This is a genomic window from Deinococcus sedimenti (genome assembly GCF_014648135.1).
Lineage (GTDB): Bacteria > Deinococcota > Deinococci > Deinococcales > Deinococcaceae > Deinococcus > Deinococcus sedimenti.
This window is the reverse complement of sequence record NZ_BMQN01000001.1, coordinates 841,251-857,127: the sequence shown is the minus strand read 5'-3', so window position 1 is coordinate 857,127 and position 15,877 is coordinate 841,251. Positions and strand designations below refer to the sequence as shown.

General features: G+C 72.8%; 16 protein-coding genes. 14 read left to right on the top strand and 2 right to left on the bottom strand.

The window, feature by feature from the left end:
• Nucleotides 1–59: 59 nt before the first annotated feature.
• Nucleotides 60–1,472: an amidase family protein gene (locus IEY69_RS04220; RefSeq protein ID WP_189071852.1), complete on the bottom strand. Its 1,413-nt coding sequence runs from the start codon at nucleotides 1,470–1,472 to the stop codon at nucleotides 60–62.
• 69 nt (nucleotides 1,473–1,541) lie between these two features.
• Between IEY69_RS04220 and IEY69_RS04215 the strand changes: the two genes are divergently transcribed.
• The 7 genes from IEY69_RS04215 to IEY69_RS04185 all read left to right on the top strand — a co-directional run bounded on the left by IEY69_RS04215 (nucleotide 1,542) and on the right by IEY69_RS04185 (nucleotide 7,494).
• Complete coding sequence (locus IEY69_RS04215; RefSeq protein WP_189071851.1) at nucleotides 1,542–2,411, top strand: prephenate dehydratase; 870 nt, start codon at nucleotides 1,542–1,544, stop codon at nucleotides 2,409–2,411.
• 76 nt (nucleotides 2,412–2,487) lie between these two features.
• Nucleotides 2,488–3,321, top strand: coding sequence for an SDR family NAD(P)-dependent oxidoreductase (locus IEY69_RS04210; RefSeq protein WP_229783624.1), 834 nt, complete (start codon nucleotides 2,488–2,490; stop codon nucleotides 3,319–3,321).
• Entirely contained in the window at nucleotides 3,318–4,682 is a 1,365-nt protein-coding gene (locus tag IEY69_RS04205) for a class I adenylate-forming enzyme family protein (RefSeq protein WP_189071849.1), read from the top strand. Before IEY69_RS04210 ends, IEY69_RS04205 begins: the two co-directional genes overlap by 4 nt.
• A 117-nt stretch (nucleotides 4,683–4,799) precedes the next feature.
• Nucleotides 4,800–5,702: a PhzF family phenazine biosynthesis isomerase gene (locus IEY69_RS04200; RefSeq protein WP_189071848.1), complete on the top strand. Its 903-nt coding sequence runs from the start codon at nucleotides 4,800–4,802 to the stop codon at nucleotides 5,700–5,702.
• Between the two features lie 54 nt (nucleotides 5,703–5,756).
• Nucleotides 5,757–6,551: a Cof-type HAD-IIB family hydrolase gene (locus tag IEY69_RS04195; RefSeq protein ID WP_189071847.1), complete on the top strand. Its 795-nt coding sequence runs from the start codon at nucleotides 5,757–5,759 to the stop codon at nucleotides 6,549–6,551.
• Between the two features lie 4 nt (nucleotides 6,552–6,555).
• Nucleotides 6,556–7,059, top strand: coding sequence for a hypothetical protein (locus IEY69_RS04190; protein ID WP_189071846.1), 504 nt, complete (start codon nucleotides 6,556–6,558; stop codon nucleotides 7,057–7,059).
• A 42-nt stretch (nucleotides 7,060–7,101) separates the two neighbouring features.
• Complete coding sequence (locus IEY69_RS04185; RefSeq protein ID WP_189071845.1) at nucleotides 7,102–7,494, top strand: DUF1622 domain-containing protein; 393 nt, start codon at nucleotides 7,102–7,104, stop codon at nucleotides 7,492–7,494.
• Here the strand turns inward: IEY69_RS04185 and IEY69_RS04180 are convergent.
• Nucleotides 7,469–8,218, bottom strand: a complete 750-nt coding sequence (locus IEY69_RS04180; protein ID WP_189071844.1) for a TSUP family transporter — start codon at nucleotides 8,216–8,218, stop codon at nucleotides 7,469–7,471. The two genes, IEY69_RS04185 and IEY69_RS04180, sit on opposite strands and share 26 nt — an antisense overlap.
• Before the next feature lie 99 nt (nucleotides 8,219–8,317).
• On the opposite strand from IEY69_RS04180, the gene IEY69_RS04175 reads away from it, so the two are divergent.
• From IEY69_RS04175 to IEY69_RS04145, 7 genes are all read left to right on the top strand, one after another.
• Nucleotides 8,318–9,424, top strand: coding sequence for a prephenate dehydrogenase (locus IEY69_RS04175; RefSeq protein ID WP_189071843.1), 1,107 nt, complete (start codon nucleotides 8,318–8,320; stop codon nucleotides 9,422–9,424).
• A gap of 148 nt (nucleotides 9,425–9,572) precedes the next feature.
• Nucleotides 9,573–10,592: an acyltransferase gene (locus IEY69_RS04170; RefSeq protein WP_189072364.1), complete on the top strand. Its 1,020-nt coding sequence runs from the start codon at nucleotides 9,573–9,575 to the stop codon at nucleotides 10,590–10,592.
• A 71-nt stretch (nucleotides 10,593–10,663) separates the two neighbouring features.
• Nucleotides 10,664–11,485, top strand: a complete 822-nt coding sequence (locus tag IEY69_RS04165; RefSeq protein WP_229783622.1) for an alpha/beta hydrolase family protein — start codon at nucleotides 10,664–10,666, stop codon at nucleotides 11,483–11,485.
• A 79-nt stretch (nucleotides 11,486–11,564) separates the two neighbouring features.
• Entirely contained in the window at nucleotides 11,565–12,407 is an 843-nt protein-coding gene (locus IEY69_RS04160; RefSeq protein WP_229783621.1) for a serine/threonine-protein kinase, read from the top strand.
• Nucleotides 12,398–13,300, top strand: coding sequence for a DNA polymerase III subunit delta (holA, locus tag IEY69_RS04155; protein ID WP_189071842.1), 903 nt, complete (start codon nucleotides 12,398–12,400; stop codon nucleotides 13,298–13,300). The genes IEY69_RS04160 and holA overlap by 10 nt, the downstream gene beginning before the upstream one ends.
• The gene (locus IEY69_RS04150) at nucleotides 13,293–14,756 is read left to right on the top strand and encodes a carboxylesterase/lipase family protein (protein WP_189071841.1); all 1,464 of its coding nucleotides are present in this window, start codon (nucleotides 13,293–13,295) and stop codon (nucleotides 14,754–14,756) included. The genes holA and IEY69_RS04150 overlap by 8 nt, the downstream gene beginning before the upstream one ends.
• Before the next feature lie 28 nt (nucleotides 14,757–14,784).
• Entirely contained in the window at nucleotides 14,785–15,870 is a 1,086-nt protein-coding gene (locus tag IEY69_RS04145; protein ID WP_189071840.1) for a YkoP family protein, read from the top strand.
• Nucleotides 15,871–15,877: the final 7 nt, after the last annotated feature.

Genomic DNA, 15,877 nt, shown 5'->3' with positions numbered 1-15,877 from the left:
CCCCGCACTGAAGGGGCTCCTCAACGCGGCCCGGGTCAGGTGTCCCCATTGGTACCCACTTAGAGTTCCGGGAAGCGCACCCCGCCCAGCAGGCGGTTCAGGTCGGCGGCCAGGGACAGCAGGCGGCCCTCTCCCCCGGCGGGCGCGACGAGCAGCACGCCGCCGGGTCGGGTCGAGCCGGGCGCGGTGACGGGAAGCGCGAGGCTCGGATACCCAGCCTTGGCGGCCAGGCCGTAGCCGTGAATGCCGGGGAAGATGATCAGGTCGAGGCCCTGCGCGAACAGCGGGTCGAAGCCGCGGGTGCGGGTCAGGCGCAGGTCGCGCGTGCGCGCCTCGCGGTAGGCGGGCTCGGTCCCGTCGCCGCGGGTGCCCTGCGCGGCGTGGAGGAGGGTCTGCCCGTACCGCAGGAGGCGTTCGGGGTCGGCGTCGTTCGCGTCGATGACCGCCTGGAGGGTGCGGGGGCCGCTGGTGACGCCCCGCAGGTAGGCGTTCAGGTCGCCCTTGAACTCGTGTTCCAGCACCTCGAGGCTCCAGCCGTGCGTGTTCAGGTCGGCGCGGCTGGGGAAGGTCACGTCATGAAGGACGCCACCCCCGTCGAGCAGCGCTGCGGTCAGGTGGTCGAGCGCCGCGGATTCCGCCGGGGTGACGCCCGTCTCGTCGCGGATGATGCCGAGGTGCGCGCCGCGCAGCACGTCAGGCAGGACGTTCAGGTCGGGGACGGGCAGGCGGCGGGTCGCGTCGTCCCGGTCGTCCGGTCCGCCGATGACGGTCAGGATCAGGGCCGCGTCGCGGACGCTGCGGGTGATGGGTCCGGCGGTGTCCTGACTGTGGCTGATGGGAACGATCCCGGTGCGGGGCACGAGGCCCAGGGTGGGTTTCACGCCGATCACGCCGTTCTGGTGCGCCGGGCTGACGATGCTGCCGCTGGTTTCCGTGCCGATCGCGGCGGCGCACAGGCGCGCGGCGACCGCCACGCCGCTGCCGCTGCTGCTGCCGCCGGTGTCCACGTCGTCCCCCCAGGGGTTCACGGTCTGCCCGCCGGCGCTGGAGTACCCGTTCGGCATGGCGAGCGTCATGAAGTTCGCCCATTCGGTCATGTTCGCCTTGCCGAGGATCACGGCCCCAGCGTTGCGCAGCCGCGTGACCAGCGGGGCGTCCGCGTCGGGAACGTGCCCCGCCAGCAGGGCACTTCCGGCGGTGGTGGGCAGCCCCGCCACGTCGATGTTGTCCTTGATGAGCATGGGCACGCCGTGCAGCGGGCCGCGCCGCTCGGCACTGACGGCGTCCAGGCGGTCCGCGTCGGCCTGCGCCTCGGGGTTCACGGTGATCACGGCGCGCAGGCGGCCGTTCAGGGCGGTCAGGCGACTCAGGTACGTGCGGGTCACCTCGCTGCACGTCAGGTCGCCGCGGCGGGTGGCGGCGGCCAGGGCCACGGCGTCGAGGTCCAGGATCGGGTCGGGTTGCAGGGTCACGCCCTCCACTGTAATCACGTCTAAGTCCGGGCGGCGTGGACTGGGACGCGGTGCGGTAGCGTGGCGCGCATGAGTGATCCTGCCCCCGCGACCGCTGCCGTGCCCGTCCTCACCTCCGGCGTGGTGGCGTTTCAGGGGAATCCCGGCTCGTACGGCGAGATCGCCGCGCTGAACGCCGTGGCCGGGTACGCCGAGACGCGCGGGTACCCGACCTTCCACGAGGTGGCCCGCGCCGTCGAGACGGGTGAAGCCGAGTACGGCGTGCTGCCGGTCGAGAACAGCCTGATGGGCGCCATCCACCAGAGCATCGACCTCCTGAGCGAGACGGACCTGCATGTCGTGGGCGAGGTGGTGGTGAGGGTGTCACACTGCCTGATGGCGCTGCCCGGCGTGGACCTCGGTGACATCCGCCGGGTCGCCAGCCAGCAACCCGCGCTGGACCAGTGCACGGACCTGATCCGCAAGCACGGCTGGCAGCCGGTCGCCGCGCACGACACGGCGGGCAGCGCGAAGAACCTCGCGCAGAGCGGCGAACGGGACCTCGCCGCGATCGCCAGCGAACGCGCCGCGCAGCTGTACGGGCTGAACATCCTCCAGCGGAACATCGAGGACGAACCGTTCAACTACACCCGCTTCATGATCCTCGCGCGGCACGAGCCCGCCCCGTCGGACGCGCCGCACAAGACCAGCCTCGTGTTCGCCGTGCGCCACACGCCGGGGTTCCTCGTCGAGACGCTGAACGAACTGCGCGGCCTGAACCTGTCCCGCATCGAGAGCCGCCCCCGCCGCGACCGCGCCTGGAGTTACCTGATGTACGTGGACATCGAGGGCGACGCCCGCGACCCGAAAGTCGCCCAGGCGCTCGCCGGGGTGCTACGCAAGGCCAGTTACGCGAAGATCATCGGCTCGTACCCGAGTGCTCAGGGCACCGTGAACTGACCGCATAGGCCGGTGGACTTGACCAGCCCGGTCACTTTGCGCGCCGCACCGGGGCGGTGTGTGGGACGATGCGCCCGTGCGCCGCGCCCTGCTGTCCCCGCCTGCCTGCCGTGACCTGAGTGCCCTGCGCGGGGCGGTGGGGGGCCGGGCGGTGCTGGTGACCGGTGCGTCGTCCGGGGTGGGCGAGGCGACGGCGCTGCGGCTGGGCACGGCCGGGGCGACGGTGCTGCTGCTGGCGCGGCGTGAGGAGCGGCTGCGCGTGGTGGCCGCCCGGGTCGAGGCGGCGGGGGGTCGGGCGGTGGTGATCCCGGCGGACCTGAGCGACCCGGCGTCGGTGGACCTCGCGGCGGAGGTGGTGCGGTCGGTCGCGCCGGTCCTGGCGGGCGTGGTGAGCAACGCGGGACGGTCGGTGCGGCGGCGGGCGCTGGACGGCGCCCCGAGGGCGGATCTGGAGCGGCTGCTGGCGGTCAACGTGACGGGTCCGGCGCGACTGCTGCTGGCGCTGCGCCCGGCGCTGGGTGCGGAATGCGTGGTGGTGAACGTATCGAGCGTGTCCGCGCGGCACGTGGGCGCGCCGCGCTGGGGGGCGTATCAGGGCAGCAAGGCGGCATTCGACCTGTGGCTGCAGGCGGCGGTCGCGGAGTGGCCGGGGGTGCGGGGCGCGTCGGTGTACCTGCCGCTGGTGCGCACGCCGATGATCGCCCCGACCCGCGCGTACCGGTTCCTGCCCGCGCTGAGTGCCGCCGAGGCGGCCGAGGTGGTCACGCTGCCGTTCGTGCGGCGGGTGGTGCGGGTCGCGCCGTGGTGGCTGCCGGGCGTGGAGGTCGCGGGCATCGTGTGTCCGGGTCTCCTGACGCGCGGACTGGCGTGGGCGGAGCGGGTCGAGGCCCACTTGGAGCGCCGACGGTGAGGCAGGCCTGGGCGGCGGTCCGGGCGACGGGCGCGCTGGGCGAGCGACCCGCGTGGGCCGTCCTGTCCCTGCTGCGCTGCATGGCTTGCGAGGGGCCGACCCTGGCGGGCGTGGTGGCGTGGCAGGCCCGGCTCGGCCCGGAGCGGCTGGCCCTGTCGGACGGGACGGAACGCCTGACCTACGCCGAGCTGCACGCGCGGGTGCAGGAACGGGCGCGGGCGTGGCGGGGCGCGCACCCGCCGGGGACCCTCGTCGGACTGGAGGCAGCGGGCAGGCAGGTGGCGTTCGTGGTGGACCTGCTGGCAGGCCTGCGGCTGGGCTGGCGGGTCGTGCCGCTCGCGCCGGGTCAGGAGGGGGTGGGGCTGGCGTCTCCCCCACCACCCTCCTCCCCACGGGTGGCCGGTCGGGGAGGTTGGTTGCCGCCGCGTGCGGGACGTCCGGTGCTCCTGACGTCGGGGAGTTCCGGGGCGCCCCGGCTGGTCCGGTCGGCCGTGCGGCCCGTGGCGGCGCTGCGGGTCGCGGGGGCGCTGCTGGACGCGCTGCAGCCACACCGGGACGCGCCGGTCGTGTTGCCGCTGCCGCTGTGGCACGGTCACGGACTGGCGACCCTGGCCCTGGCGCTGGGGGTGGGAGCGCCGCTGCACCTGCGGGCCGGGGCGTCACCGGAAGCGATCTGGGCCACGCTGGACTCCACGGGGGCGGAGGTGCTGGCCGTTGTCCCCACGGTCCTGCACCGTCTGCTGGCCGTACCGGGGAATGCGCACCGGCTGCGGGTGGTGCTGAGCGGGTCGGCGCCGCTGTCACCGGAGCTGACGGCCGCGACCCGCGCGCGGCTGGGGGACGTGCTGTTCAATGCGTTCGGCAGCACGGAACTGGGCGTGCTGACCCTGGCGATCCCGGCGGACCTGCGCGCCGCGCCTGGGTCGGTGGGTCGGCCCCTGCCGGGCGTGTCCGTGCGGGTCGCGCCGGACGGGCGGGTGCTGGCGAGCGGGCTACTGCGTCGGGGCTGGCACCCGACCGGTGACCTGGGCGTGCTGGACACCTCGGGGCGGCTGACCCTGCGGGGGCGCGCGGACGACCTGATGGTGATCGGTGGGGAGAACGTGTGGCCTGCTCAGCTGGAGGCGGCGCTGCTGGACGTGCCTGGGGTGGTGGCGTGCGCGGTCCTGCCGGTACCGTGCGCGGAGTACGGGCAGCGGCCGGTGGCGTTCGTGGAGGGTGACGTGAACGAGGCCGCTCTGCATGCCTTCGCGCTGTCACGGTGGCCGCGTCGCCTGCGGCCCGTGCGGTGGGTGCTGGGTCCGCTGCCGAGGACGCCGCTGGGGAAGGTGGCGCGCGGTGTCCTCCGTGCCCGCCTGTGATGTTCCTGATCTCGATCCACACAAGGGATATCGCACGTAAGTGAATAGTTTCACGATAAATCCAGCGTGTGAAATTTTTGTCCCTTCAACAACCGCCTTCTGCGGTAAAATGCCGGAATGATCGCCTACAGCGAGGTCAGTGCCTTCACCGAGACGCCCGGACACGGCAACCGGGCGGGCGTGGTGCTGGACGCCGCGCACCTCTCCCGGCAGGACATGCAGGCGCTCGCCGAGATGCTGGGCGCCCCCGAGACCGTGTTCATCACCCGCCGCGAGGGCACCATCGCGCGCGTCCGGTACTTCACGCCCACCCAGGAGGTCGACTTCTGCGGGCACGCCACCATCGCCCTGGGCTTCACACTGGCGCAGGCCGGGCAGTGGCCCGACGGGCAGGACCTCCACCTCGACACGCTGGTCGGGCGCGTCCCGCTGCGCCTGCACACCGAGGCCGGCGTGCCGCGCCGCGTGTGGATGCGTCAACCCTCCCCCACCTACCGCGACGTGCCCGCCACGCTGCGCGCCAACCTCGCCGAGGCGCTGGGCATCGACCACCGCATGATCCACCGCGGCCTACCACTGGCCGCAGCGAGCACGGGCCTCTGGAGCGTGTTCGTGCCGCTGCTGGACGCCGTGATCCTCGACGGACTGGAACCGGACCTGACCCGCATCCACGCCCTGAGCGACGCGCTGGGCGTGGGCAGCATCTACGCGTACGCGCCGATGGGCGTGAACCGCTTCGCCGCGCGGGACTTCGCGCCTGCCCTGGGCATCCCCGAGGACCCCGTGACTGGCAGCGCGGGCGGCGCGCTGATGGCGCTGCTGGCCAGTCAGGGCCGCCTGCCGGTGCGGGGCGAGCGCGCCTGCGGCCTCGTGTACCAGGGGCACGCGCTGGGCACGCCCGGCGAGGTCGAGGTGGAACTGGAACTCGACGGGCAGCGCGTTACGAAGGTCCACGTGGGCGGCTGCGCGACCGTGGAACGCGAGGGCGTCTGGACGCCTCCCACGCCCGCCGCCCGCTGAAGGAAACCTGCACGACCCGGCACCCCCCTGACAGGCGCGGCCTATGATGCCCGGATGCTTGGACTGATCTGTGTGGATGTGGACGGCACCCTGGTGGGCACCGGGAACCTCGTGCGGGACGACGTGTGGGCCGCGCTGGCCGACGCCCGCGCGCGCGGCATGCGGATCGCGCTGTGCAGCGGCCGCCCCGCCATCGGCAACGCCCGCGCGTACGCCGAGCGGCTCGACCCGGACGGCTGGCACGTCTTCCAGAACGGCGCGAGCATCGTGAACGTCGGCAGTGGCGCTAGCCTGTCCGAGGCGATTCCCGAGGATGGCCTGAACCTCCTGATCGACCGCGCCGCGCAGACGGACCGCCTGCTGGAGGTCTACACCGACCTGGAATTCGCCATCACGAAACCCGGCGATCTCGCCGAGCGGCACGCGGCGCTGCTGGGCGTCCCGTACGACGCGCGCACGCCCGGCAGTCTGGACGGCACGGTCGTCCGCGCGCAGTGGGTCGTGCCCCGCGCCGAGGAAGGCACGGTCGTCGCCGAACCGCACCCCGGCATGGACCTGCACCCGGCGGGCAGCCCGGTCATGCCGGACGCCATGTTCATCAGCGTCACGCGCGCCGGGGTCAGCAAGGGCACCGCCGTGCAGCGCGTTGCGGAACAGTACGGGCTGACCATGGACCGCGTGATGATGGTCGGCGACGGCGAGAACGACGTCACCGCGCTGCGCGTCGTGGGGCACCCGGTCGCCATGGGGAACGCCGACGCGCCCGCTGTCGCCGCCAGCCGCTACCGTGTCGCGCACGTGGACGAGGGCGGCCTGCGCGAAGCGGTCGAGCTGGCCCTGACCCTCTGACCGCATGACCTTCGACACGCTGGAACTCAGGTGGGAATCGTGGGACGGCGAGGAGGATACGGTGCTGGTCCTCGTGAACGGCACGCCCCTCTTGGAACTCGTGCGCCGCTGGGAGGACGTGGCTGCGCAGGCGACCGGAGAACGGTCCCTGGCGGGCAGTTACGCCGGACTGCCCGCCTGGTGCGCACCTGAGATTCAGACGGCGTGGCTGGGTGAGCCGCAGGGGAGGAACCTCCAGGCCGAGGGTGACCGGGTCACCGTGCTGATCTGTGAGTGCGGCGAGCCCGGATGCTGGCCGCTGCTGGCCCGCATCGAGATGGATGGGCAGGCGGTTCGCTGGCTCGACTTCCAGCAGCCCTACCGGGCAAAGCCAGAGGCCGATCCCCTGAACCCGCAGCGCCCACCGACGCCGTTCTGGTCGTATGAGGGGTTCGGGCCGTTCGTGTTCGAGCGGGCGGCATACACGCGGGCGGTGCGGTCGCTGGGGCAACCCTCCACCGATTCTTGATCTCGCCCGCCGGGGTCGCGCGGCGCGTGGCACGCTGGGTGAATGCTGGAGCTGGTGAAGGGCTGGACGGAGATCGTGGCGACCGGGGTGGAGGTCGCGGCGGCCCTGATCATCGCGCTGGCGGCGCTGCTGGCGCTGATCCGGGCGCTGGTGGCGTTCGTGCGGCCCTCGGGTCAGCCGGACGCGCAGAAGGAGTCCCTGCGGCTGGAGTTGGGCCGCTGGCTGGCGGTGGCGCTGGAGTTCACGCTGGCGGCGGACATCCTGCGCACGGCGATCGCGCCGTCGTGGGACGACATCGGGAAGCTGGCGGCCATTGCGGCGCTGCGGACGCTGCTGAACTTCTTCCTGCAGCGCGAGATCGACGGGCACCGCGCGCGGGGAGCCGAGGCAGCTGCGCGGGAGGACGGGGTCAGCGCAGGAACAGCCGGGCGCTGACGAGCAGGACGATCAGGCCGTACATCCATTTCACGAAGGCGCTGCCGCGCAGCATCGCCATGCGCGCGCCCAGGGCAGCGCCGAGGGCGTTGGCGAGGCCCATGGGCAGGCCGATCCACCAGACCATCTGCCCGCCGATCAGGAAGAACAGGAACGCGCCGAGGTTCGTGGCGAAGTTCAGGGTGCGGGCGTTGCCGCTAGCGCGCACGAGGTTGAAACCGGCGAGGGCGAACAGGAACATGGCGAAGGTGCCGGTACCGGGTCCGAGGAAGCCGTCGTACATCCCGATGATGAACGTGCCGGGCAGGGTGAGGGCCAGCGTGCGGGCGGTCAGGCCAGGGTAGCGGTCCTCCAGCCCGAAGGATTTGTTCGCCAGCACGAGGGCACCGACGCCGAGGATGACCACGCCGACCAGGGTGCGGAACGCGTCGGGGTTCACGAAGTGAACGAGATAGGCGCCGATGGCGCTGCCCAGCAGGGCCAGAGGGATCAGCCGCAGGACGAGGGGCCGGTCGACGTGCCCCTTGCGCCAGTACTGCACGGTGGCGCTGCCGGACCCGAAGATCGCCAGGAGTTTGTTCGTGGCGACGACCTGCGCGGGGCTGAGGCCCATGAAGAACAGGGTGGGGAGGGTGATGGTGCCGCCGCCCCCGGCGACCGCGTCGATGAACCCCGCGAGGAACGCAAGGGGCAGGCCGTACAGCAGGACTTCGGGACCGGGCACCGGGACAGCGTAGCGAACGTGGGCGGCGCGGCGTCCGTGTGCCGGGGACGTTAAGCAGGCGGATCGGCGGGCTGGCGGGGGCGTGCTAGCCTCCGCGTCATGAGTGCCGCTTCACCGTCCGCCCCTGGCCCGCTGTTCGAGACCGCCGTGGTGGCGGGCGTGGGGTTGATCGGCGGGAGTGTCGCGCTGGGGCTGCGACAGCGCTTGCTGGCGCGGCGCGTGATTGGCCTGGACGCCAGCCCCGAGGTGCTGCGCGAGGCCGAGGCGCTGGGCGTCGTGGACGAGGTCCGCGCCGCCCCCGGCGAGTGGCTGCGCGGCGCGGATCTGGTGGTGCTGGCCGCGCCGATGCGAGCGCTGGCGCCGCTGGCGCGCGAGCTGGCGCCGTTCCTGAACCCGTCGGCACTGGTGACGGACGTGGGCAGCGTGAAGGGCGGGATCGCCGCCGAGATGGAGCGGCTGGGCGTGCGGCATTTCGTGGCGGGGCACCCCATGGCGGGCAGTGAGCGGGGCGGCGTGACGCACGCCCGCGCGGCGCTGCTGGAGAACGCCGTGTGGGTGCTGACCCCGACGGACCACACGCCGCTGACAGCCCTGAGCAAGGCCCGGACGCTGGTGGAGCAACTGGGGGCGGCGCCGGTCGTGATGCCGCCGGACGCGCACGACGCGCTGGTCGCCACGATCAGTCACCTGCCTTACCTCGCCAGTCTGGCGCTGACGCACATGGTCGCGCGGGACGAACGACTCAGCCTGCTCGCGGCGGGTGGCTTCCGCGACCTGACGCGCGTGGCGAGCGGGGACCCCCGGATGAGCCGCGACATGGTCGTGGAGAACAAGGGCGCGCTGCGCGAGGCGCTGACCCGCTTCCGCCGGCAGCTGGAACGCCTGGAAGCGGACCTGGACGAGCCGGATGAACTGCTGGAAGCCGCGCGCGAGGGCAAGCGCACGCGCGACAGCCTGCCGATCGTGCGCCGGAGCCTGCTGCCGCAGCGGCACGATCTGGTCGTGGCGGTGCCGGACAAGCCGAACCAGATCGGGGCGGTGACGCAGGCGCTGGGCGCGGCGGGCGTGAACATCAAGGACATCGAGGTCCTGGCGATCCGCGAGGACGGCGGCGCTATCCGCCTGGGTCTGGAAACTCCGGAGGACGTCGCGAGTGCCGCCGCGATCCTCCAAGGCGAGGGCTTCGAGGTGCGTGGGCGCGGCTAAACGACGTTCACGAGTTCTTGATGGCGCTGGGGTAGCCTGAGAGATTGTGAAGGACGCTGACCCTGTTTCACCCGCTCCAGCTGTGCCGGACGGTTCACCCGCTCCGGTCCCGGTGCCCGCGCCAGGCCGGAACCTGACGGCCATCGACATGTTCCGGGGCCTGACGATCATCGAGGTCGTCGCGCACCACTCGACTGGGGTGATGCTGCGGTACCTCGATCCGGCCTCGACGGCGCACCTGTACACGCTGATGCTGAACCGCACGCTGCACTTCGCGGTGCCCGCCTTCGTGTTCCTGTCGGCCGTGGTGCTGACCCGCAGCCTCCTGAAGCGCTTCGAGCCGCGGCGGTACTTCTGGCGGCGCCTGACGCGCGGCGGGTGGCCGTACCTGCTGTGGAGCGTGCTGTACGCCCTGTGGTACGTGTGGACGGACCAGCGCGTGCCGGAATCCCTGACCGACCCGGCCCGCTGGCGCGACTGGCTGCTGTACGGGAAGGCCAGTTACCATCTGTACTTCCTGCTGGTGGCGCTGGAGGTGTACGTCGTGCTGCCGCTGATGCTGCCCCTGGCGCGCAGGAAGCCCAGCATCACGGGGGCGCTGCTGTTCGGCGCGGCGTTGCAGCTGGGGTTGTACCTGCTGAACCGGGAGGTGCTGCGCCTGCCGTTCCCGGCGAGCACGGTGCTGTGGTACATGCTGCCCATCACGCTGGGCGTCGCGGTGGGGGCGCGCCTGGACGAGTTCCCGGCGTGGTGGCGGCGCAGGCGCTGGGTGCTGCTGCCGGTCCTGACACTGGCGTTCAGCCTCTACCTGCCCGAGGCACTGGCGTATGCGCGCGGCGAGCGGGTCACGCCGATCGTGTACTCGGGCCTGTCGTGGGTGTACACCAGCCTGATGGCGCTAACGCTGCTGGGGCTGGCGTTCCGGGTGCAGCGCAGCGCGTCCACGGTGCGGCAGACCGTGGCGCTGCTGGGCACCGTCAGCCTGCAGGTGTACCTGATCCATCCGGCGCTGCTGCAGGCGCTGGAACGCTGGGACGCCCCGGACGGCGACCCGTGGCAGGTGGCCCTGACGATGCTGGGCTATTTCTTCCTGGCGCTGGGCCTGCCGGCACTGCTGGGCCGCGCGCTGCTGAACACCCGCTTGAGCACCTGGCTGTTCGGGCGGTGAGGGCGTTCTCCGACGCCTGGGCCCGCCGGGCGCTACAGTGCCGCGCGGTGAGGGGATTGCAGGTGGCATGGTTGGCAGGACTGCTGTGGTCCGGCGCGCAGGCGATGGTGCTCGTGCCGCCGGTCACGGTCGTTCCCGGGATGGAGGCGCCAGCGCGCCGGTCCGTGCCGACGGGCACGTGGGTTCCGGTCGGGTCTGGTGAGGCGCTGTCGCTGCTGCGCGTGCCGCGGGCGTGCGGGTCGTCGTGCGCGCTGGTGGTGGTGTCGCACCCGCGGGGGCAGTCGGCGGCGCACCTGCGGGACAGCGCGAGCGTGGCGGTCCTGACGGCCGCACTGATCCACGCGGGTTTCGCGGTGCTGCTGTCCGGGGATGGCGGGCCGACCAGTTGGGGCAGTCCGGCGGGTCTGGCAGGGCTGGGGGAGGTGCATGCCCGGGCGACCGAGCTGTTCGGGTGGAGTGGCCGGACCTACGCGCTGGGCCTGAGCATGGGGGGCCTGATGGCGCTGCGGTCGGCGCTGCCGGGCGCGCCGTACCCGGTGGAGGGCGTGGCCCTCATCGACGGGTGGGTGGATCTGCGCGTGGCGTGGGGATCGGCCCTGTCGCGCCGCGAGGAGATCATGTCGGCGTACGGTCTGAGCGACCCGCCGGAGGACCTGAACCCGGCGTGGCTGGCGCGCACCTGGGGTCGGCGGCCGCTGCTGGTGTTCGGCAGTCCGGATGACCGGACCGTGCCGTTCGCCCGCAACGGCGAGGCCCTGTGGCTGGAGGCCGCGGATCCGGACGTGGGTGGGCTGGTCCGCCTGACGGGAGGGCATCTGGGCGGCAACCGGTTCACGGCGGACGTGGCGCGGCAGGTGGTCGTGTTTTTCCGCGTTCTGGAAGGCCGCCGGTGACCTGGGCGGCCAGCGCTCCGCAGTCCGATTGTCGTGGTCTGCTCACCGGCGGGGGTGGAATGTGAAACACTTTACGGCAGTGACTGATGTGCCGGACCTGACCACCTCCACGCCGCCTGATCTGACCGACTGGCAGCTTCTGAGCGAGCGGGGCGGCGTCCGCTGCGAATCGGCGCGGTGGGCCGGGCGGCCAGTGTTCGCGAAGACCCTGGTGTTCGACCGGCCGGACTCCCGCGCGCGGTTCGAGCATGAGGGCCGCGTGGCGGCGTCCGTCCGGCACCGGCTGGTGGTCTCGCCGCTGCGCTGCTTTCACGACACCCTGATCTATCCGTTCGTGCCGGGCGTGACCCTGCGTGAACGGCTGGACACCGGCGCCCTGGGCGCCGATGAGGCGACCGAGGTGGCAGGGGGCGTACTGGCGGCGGTCGCGGCGCTGCATGCCTGCGGCGTGACCCACCAGGACCTCAAGCCGGAGAACGTCATCCTGGCGGGCGGAGACGCGACCTTCGCGGCGGTGCGCGTGATCGATTTCGGCATGAGCCACTCGGCCCGGCTGCCGCTGGACATTCACCAGGGCACCCGGATGGGCACGCCGCACTTCATGGCGCCCGAGCAGTTTCTGGGGGTGCGGGGTGATCCACGCAGCGACCTGTACTCGGTGGGCGTGCTGCTGTTCGACTGTCTGGCCGGCGCTCCTCCCTTCGAGGACGCGTTCGGGTGGCTGTCCGGGCTCAACGAGTGCCGCGCGCCGCTGCCCGGACCGGCCGAGCTGCACGACGTCCTGACGCGCTGCCTGACCCGCGACCGGGCGCAGCGGCCCGCGTCGGCCCCGGCGCTGTACGCGGACGTCAGCGCGGCGCGCGAGGCCATGGGCCTGGAGGCGCTGCCGGACCTGACGGCCTGGGCGGGCGAATGCCGCTGATCGCGTTCACCGGGAACCGCTTCCTGGCGGACGAGACGCTGCGCGACACGCTGCGCGCCCGTGGCCTGGACGCCCGGGCGCTGGCGCGCGTGGCGGACGAGGACGTGACGGCGGACGCGCTGGGGCCGCACCTCAGCCCCGGTCTGTTCGGGGACGGGGGCGTGATCGTGGACCTGGAGGGCGTGAAACCCGACAAGGCGCTGCTGGAACTGCTGGCGGGCGCGGCGGTGACGGTCGCGGTGCTGGACGAGTCGCCGCCCGCGACGCGCCTGAAGGTGTACGAGGCCCGGGGCGAGGTCGTCCCGTCCCCGGCGCCCGCGAAGACCGGGGACGTGGCCGGGTGGGTCGCGGGTCGGGCGAAGAAGGCGAAACTGGCCCTGGACCGCGACGCGAGTCTGTACCTCGCGGAGGTGTTCGGCGCGGACCTCGCGGGGATCGCGGGTGAACTGAACAAGCTGGCGCTGCTGGACGGACCGTTCACGCGTGACGCGGTGCAGCGGGTCGTGGGGCGGGAACCGCCGGGGGACAGTTTCGCGATGCTGGGGGCCGCGACCACGGGCCGTCCGGGCGAGGCCGTCACGCAGCTGCGGCGCCTGATGGCCAGCGGCGAGGACCCCTTCAAACTGATGGGGGCGGTCGTGTGGCAGTATTCGCTGGTGGCCCGCTGCGTGGCGCTGCAGCAGGAGGGCGGACGAATCACGGAACAGGTGGCGGCGCAGCGGCTGGGGGTCAAGCCGTACCCGGCGAAGAAGGCGCTGGAGGTCGCGCGGCGCCTGAACGAGGCGAAGATCCGCACGCACCTGGGCCGCATCCTGGACGCGGACCTCGCCATGAAGCGCGGCCTGGACGCCGGGGTGGCGCTGGAACGCCTGATCGTGCAGCTCAGTGTCTGACCGGCTGATTCGCACCACCGAGTCCGGCGCCGTGCGGGGACGCGCGGTATCAGTCGGTGCGGACGTGGCGCTGGCGTGGCTGGGCGTGCCGTATGCGGCTGAAGCGGCTGGTCCGCTGCGGTTCGCTCTGCCTCGGCCGCACGGGGGCTGGTTCGGCGTGCGGGACGCCACGCGCTTCGCGCCGGACGTGCTGCAGCCCCTTGATCCGTCAGTGACGCTGCAACCCTCGCGGGAGGGCAGTCTGGTCGTGAACGTCTGGGCGCCAGTCACGCCGGGCCCGCATCCGGTGCTCGTGTGGTTCCACGGGGGGGCGTACCGCGCCGGGAGCGGGCGCCTGTACGACGGGCGGGAGTACGCGGCGCGCCGGGGCGTGGTGGTCGTGACGGTGAACTCGCGGCTGGGACCGCTGGGGTACGCGGATTTCGCGGGGTTGTTTCATGACGACCGTTTTGCGGTGAACGCCGGGTACCTGGATCAGCGCTCCGCGCTGGCGTGGGTGCAGCGGAACGTCGCGGTGTTCGGCGGGGACCCGGCGCGCGTGACGGTCGCGGGGGAATCGGCGGGCGCGGTGACGGTGAACCTGCTCCTGCGGGACCCGGCTACGCGGGGGCTGCTCTCGGGAGCGGTCGTGCAGAGTGGCGGCGTAAACCAACTGTCCACGCGGGAGAACAGCGTGGACCTCGCCGGGGAGTACGCGCGGGCGCTGGGCGTCACGGCCGCCACCCGGGACCGGCTGTGGTCCCTGCCGGCCTCGGCGTTCGTGCGGAGCCTGCACACGCTGGAACGCGTGCGGGCCCGGCGCCTGAACTCGCGCCCCACGCTGGACGGGACTGTACTGCCGGGCAGCGTGCCTGAACTGCTGGCCCGCCCGGCCGCGCCGGTGCCGCTGCTGGCCGGAGCGAACCGCGATGAGTACGCGCTGTTCGTGAAACTGCCGGACCGGGTGTTTCCCCGCACGGACCGCCCGCTGCTGGCCCGCGTCCTGACCGGACACGCCGGAGAGGTGCGGGCCCGTGAGGTGCTGGCCGCATACCCGGACGAGCCGGACGGGCTGGTGGCGCTGGGGACGGACCTGTTCTTCCACGCGGCGAACGACGCGCTGCTGGCCGCGCACCCGGCGGGGGCGTTCCGCTACCGCTTCGACTGGGGCACGCGGTTTTTCGACCTGGGCGCCGCGCACGGCATGGAACTGCTATTCCTGTGGCCCCGCCCGATGGGACTGTCGTCCGGCGTGATCCGCGGCGGGCAGGGGACGGCGCGCGCCCAACTGGCAGACGCGATGCAGGGGGCGTGGGCGCAGTTCATCCACACGGGCCGTCCAGGGACGGCTTGGACACCGTGGACGCCGGACCATCCGGCCTTCACGCGCCTGGACCTGGATGGCCTGACGATCACGGATGCGGGCGAGCGGGAACGCCTCGCCCGCTGGTCCGGGCTGCTGCCCGCGATGCCCTGACGGGCGGGCAGCCGGGTAGAGTGGGCGCGTGAACCGCCGAACCATGCTGGTCCCTGCCGTCCTGCTTGCCGCCGTGGGGGCGTGGCGCTGGTCGGGGCTGGGAGCGGTGCGGCGGGCGCGGTCCGCGCAGGCGGGCCTGGGCCTCATCTTCGAGGGCGGTCCGCATCCGGTGGTCACTCCACTGCTGCTGGACGCCCTGGCGGCGGCAGACGTCCGGGCGACGTTCGCGCTGAAGACGGCCCAGACCGGCTCCCCGGAGGAGCTGACCCGTGAGATCTCGCAGCGGGGGCATGACGTGGCGGTCTTCGCGCCGGGTCGGGGGGATGGTCAGACGGCGGGCCAGAGTGTCGGCGCGCGGCCCCCGCTGTGGCGCTGGCTGGTGGCGTTCACGTCGGGCTCGCGGGTCCTGGCGGGGCAGGGTGGCCTGACCGTCACCGGGGACCTGAGCGGCGTCCGGCCCGGGGCGCTGCTCCACCTGCCGGGCACGGACGCCGGGCTGGCCGGTCGCCTCCCGTCGGTCCTGGCGGACCTGAAGGCCCGGGAGTTCGAGGTGCTGCCCCTCAGGGACCTGCGGGGCCTGAGGCCGGAACGACTCCGGGACCTGCCCGCCACCCTGCTTCAGGAGGTGGACGTCTGGTACGACCGCGTGGGGCGCATCCGGCGGGTGGGGAACCGGGCCAGCAGCCTCTTCCGGGCGGGCGTGGCCCCGTACCCGCTGGCCGATCAGGACCTGCGGGACGGGGGGCGCGTGCAGCGGGGGGAGCGGCTGGTGGAATTCCACCTGGACAGCGCCCGCCTGACCGAGCTGGCGGAGCGGCCCGTGGCGGGACGGCGCATCGTGACGGCGTCCGTGCGGGACCTCGCGCGGGCGCTGCGGGACGACCCGGACCTGAACACGTTCCCGGCAGTGTTCAGCATCAGCATCTTCTCGGACGTGCTGGGCCTGTACGGGTTCACGGTGGTGGACCTGCCGCCCGCGCACCGGCAGCGGCTGACGTGGTGGTCGCGGGTGATCCGCCGCGCGTACGGCGTGTCCGACCCGCAGAAACAGCACGTGCCGAAACTGGCCGTCATGTCCCGTCAGGCGTTCGTGGACCGGCACGCCCGCGACTAGAGCCATC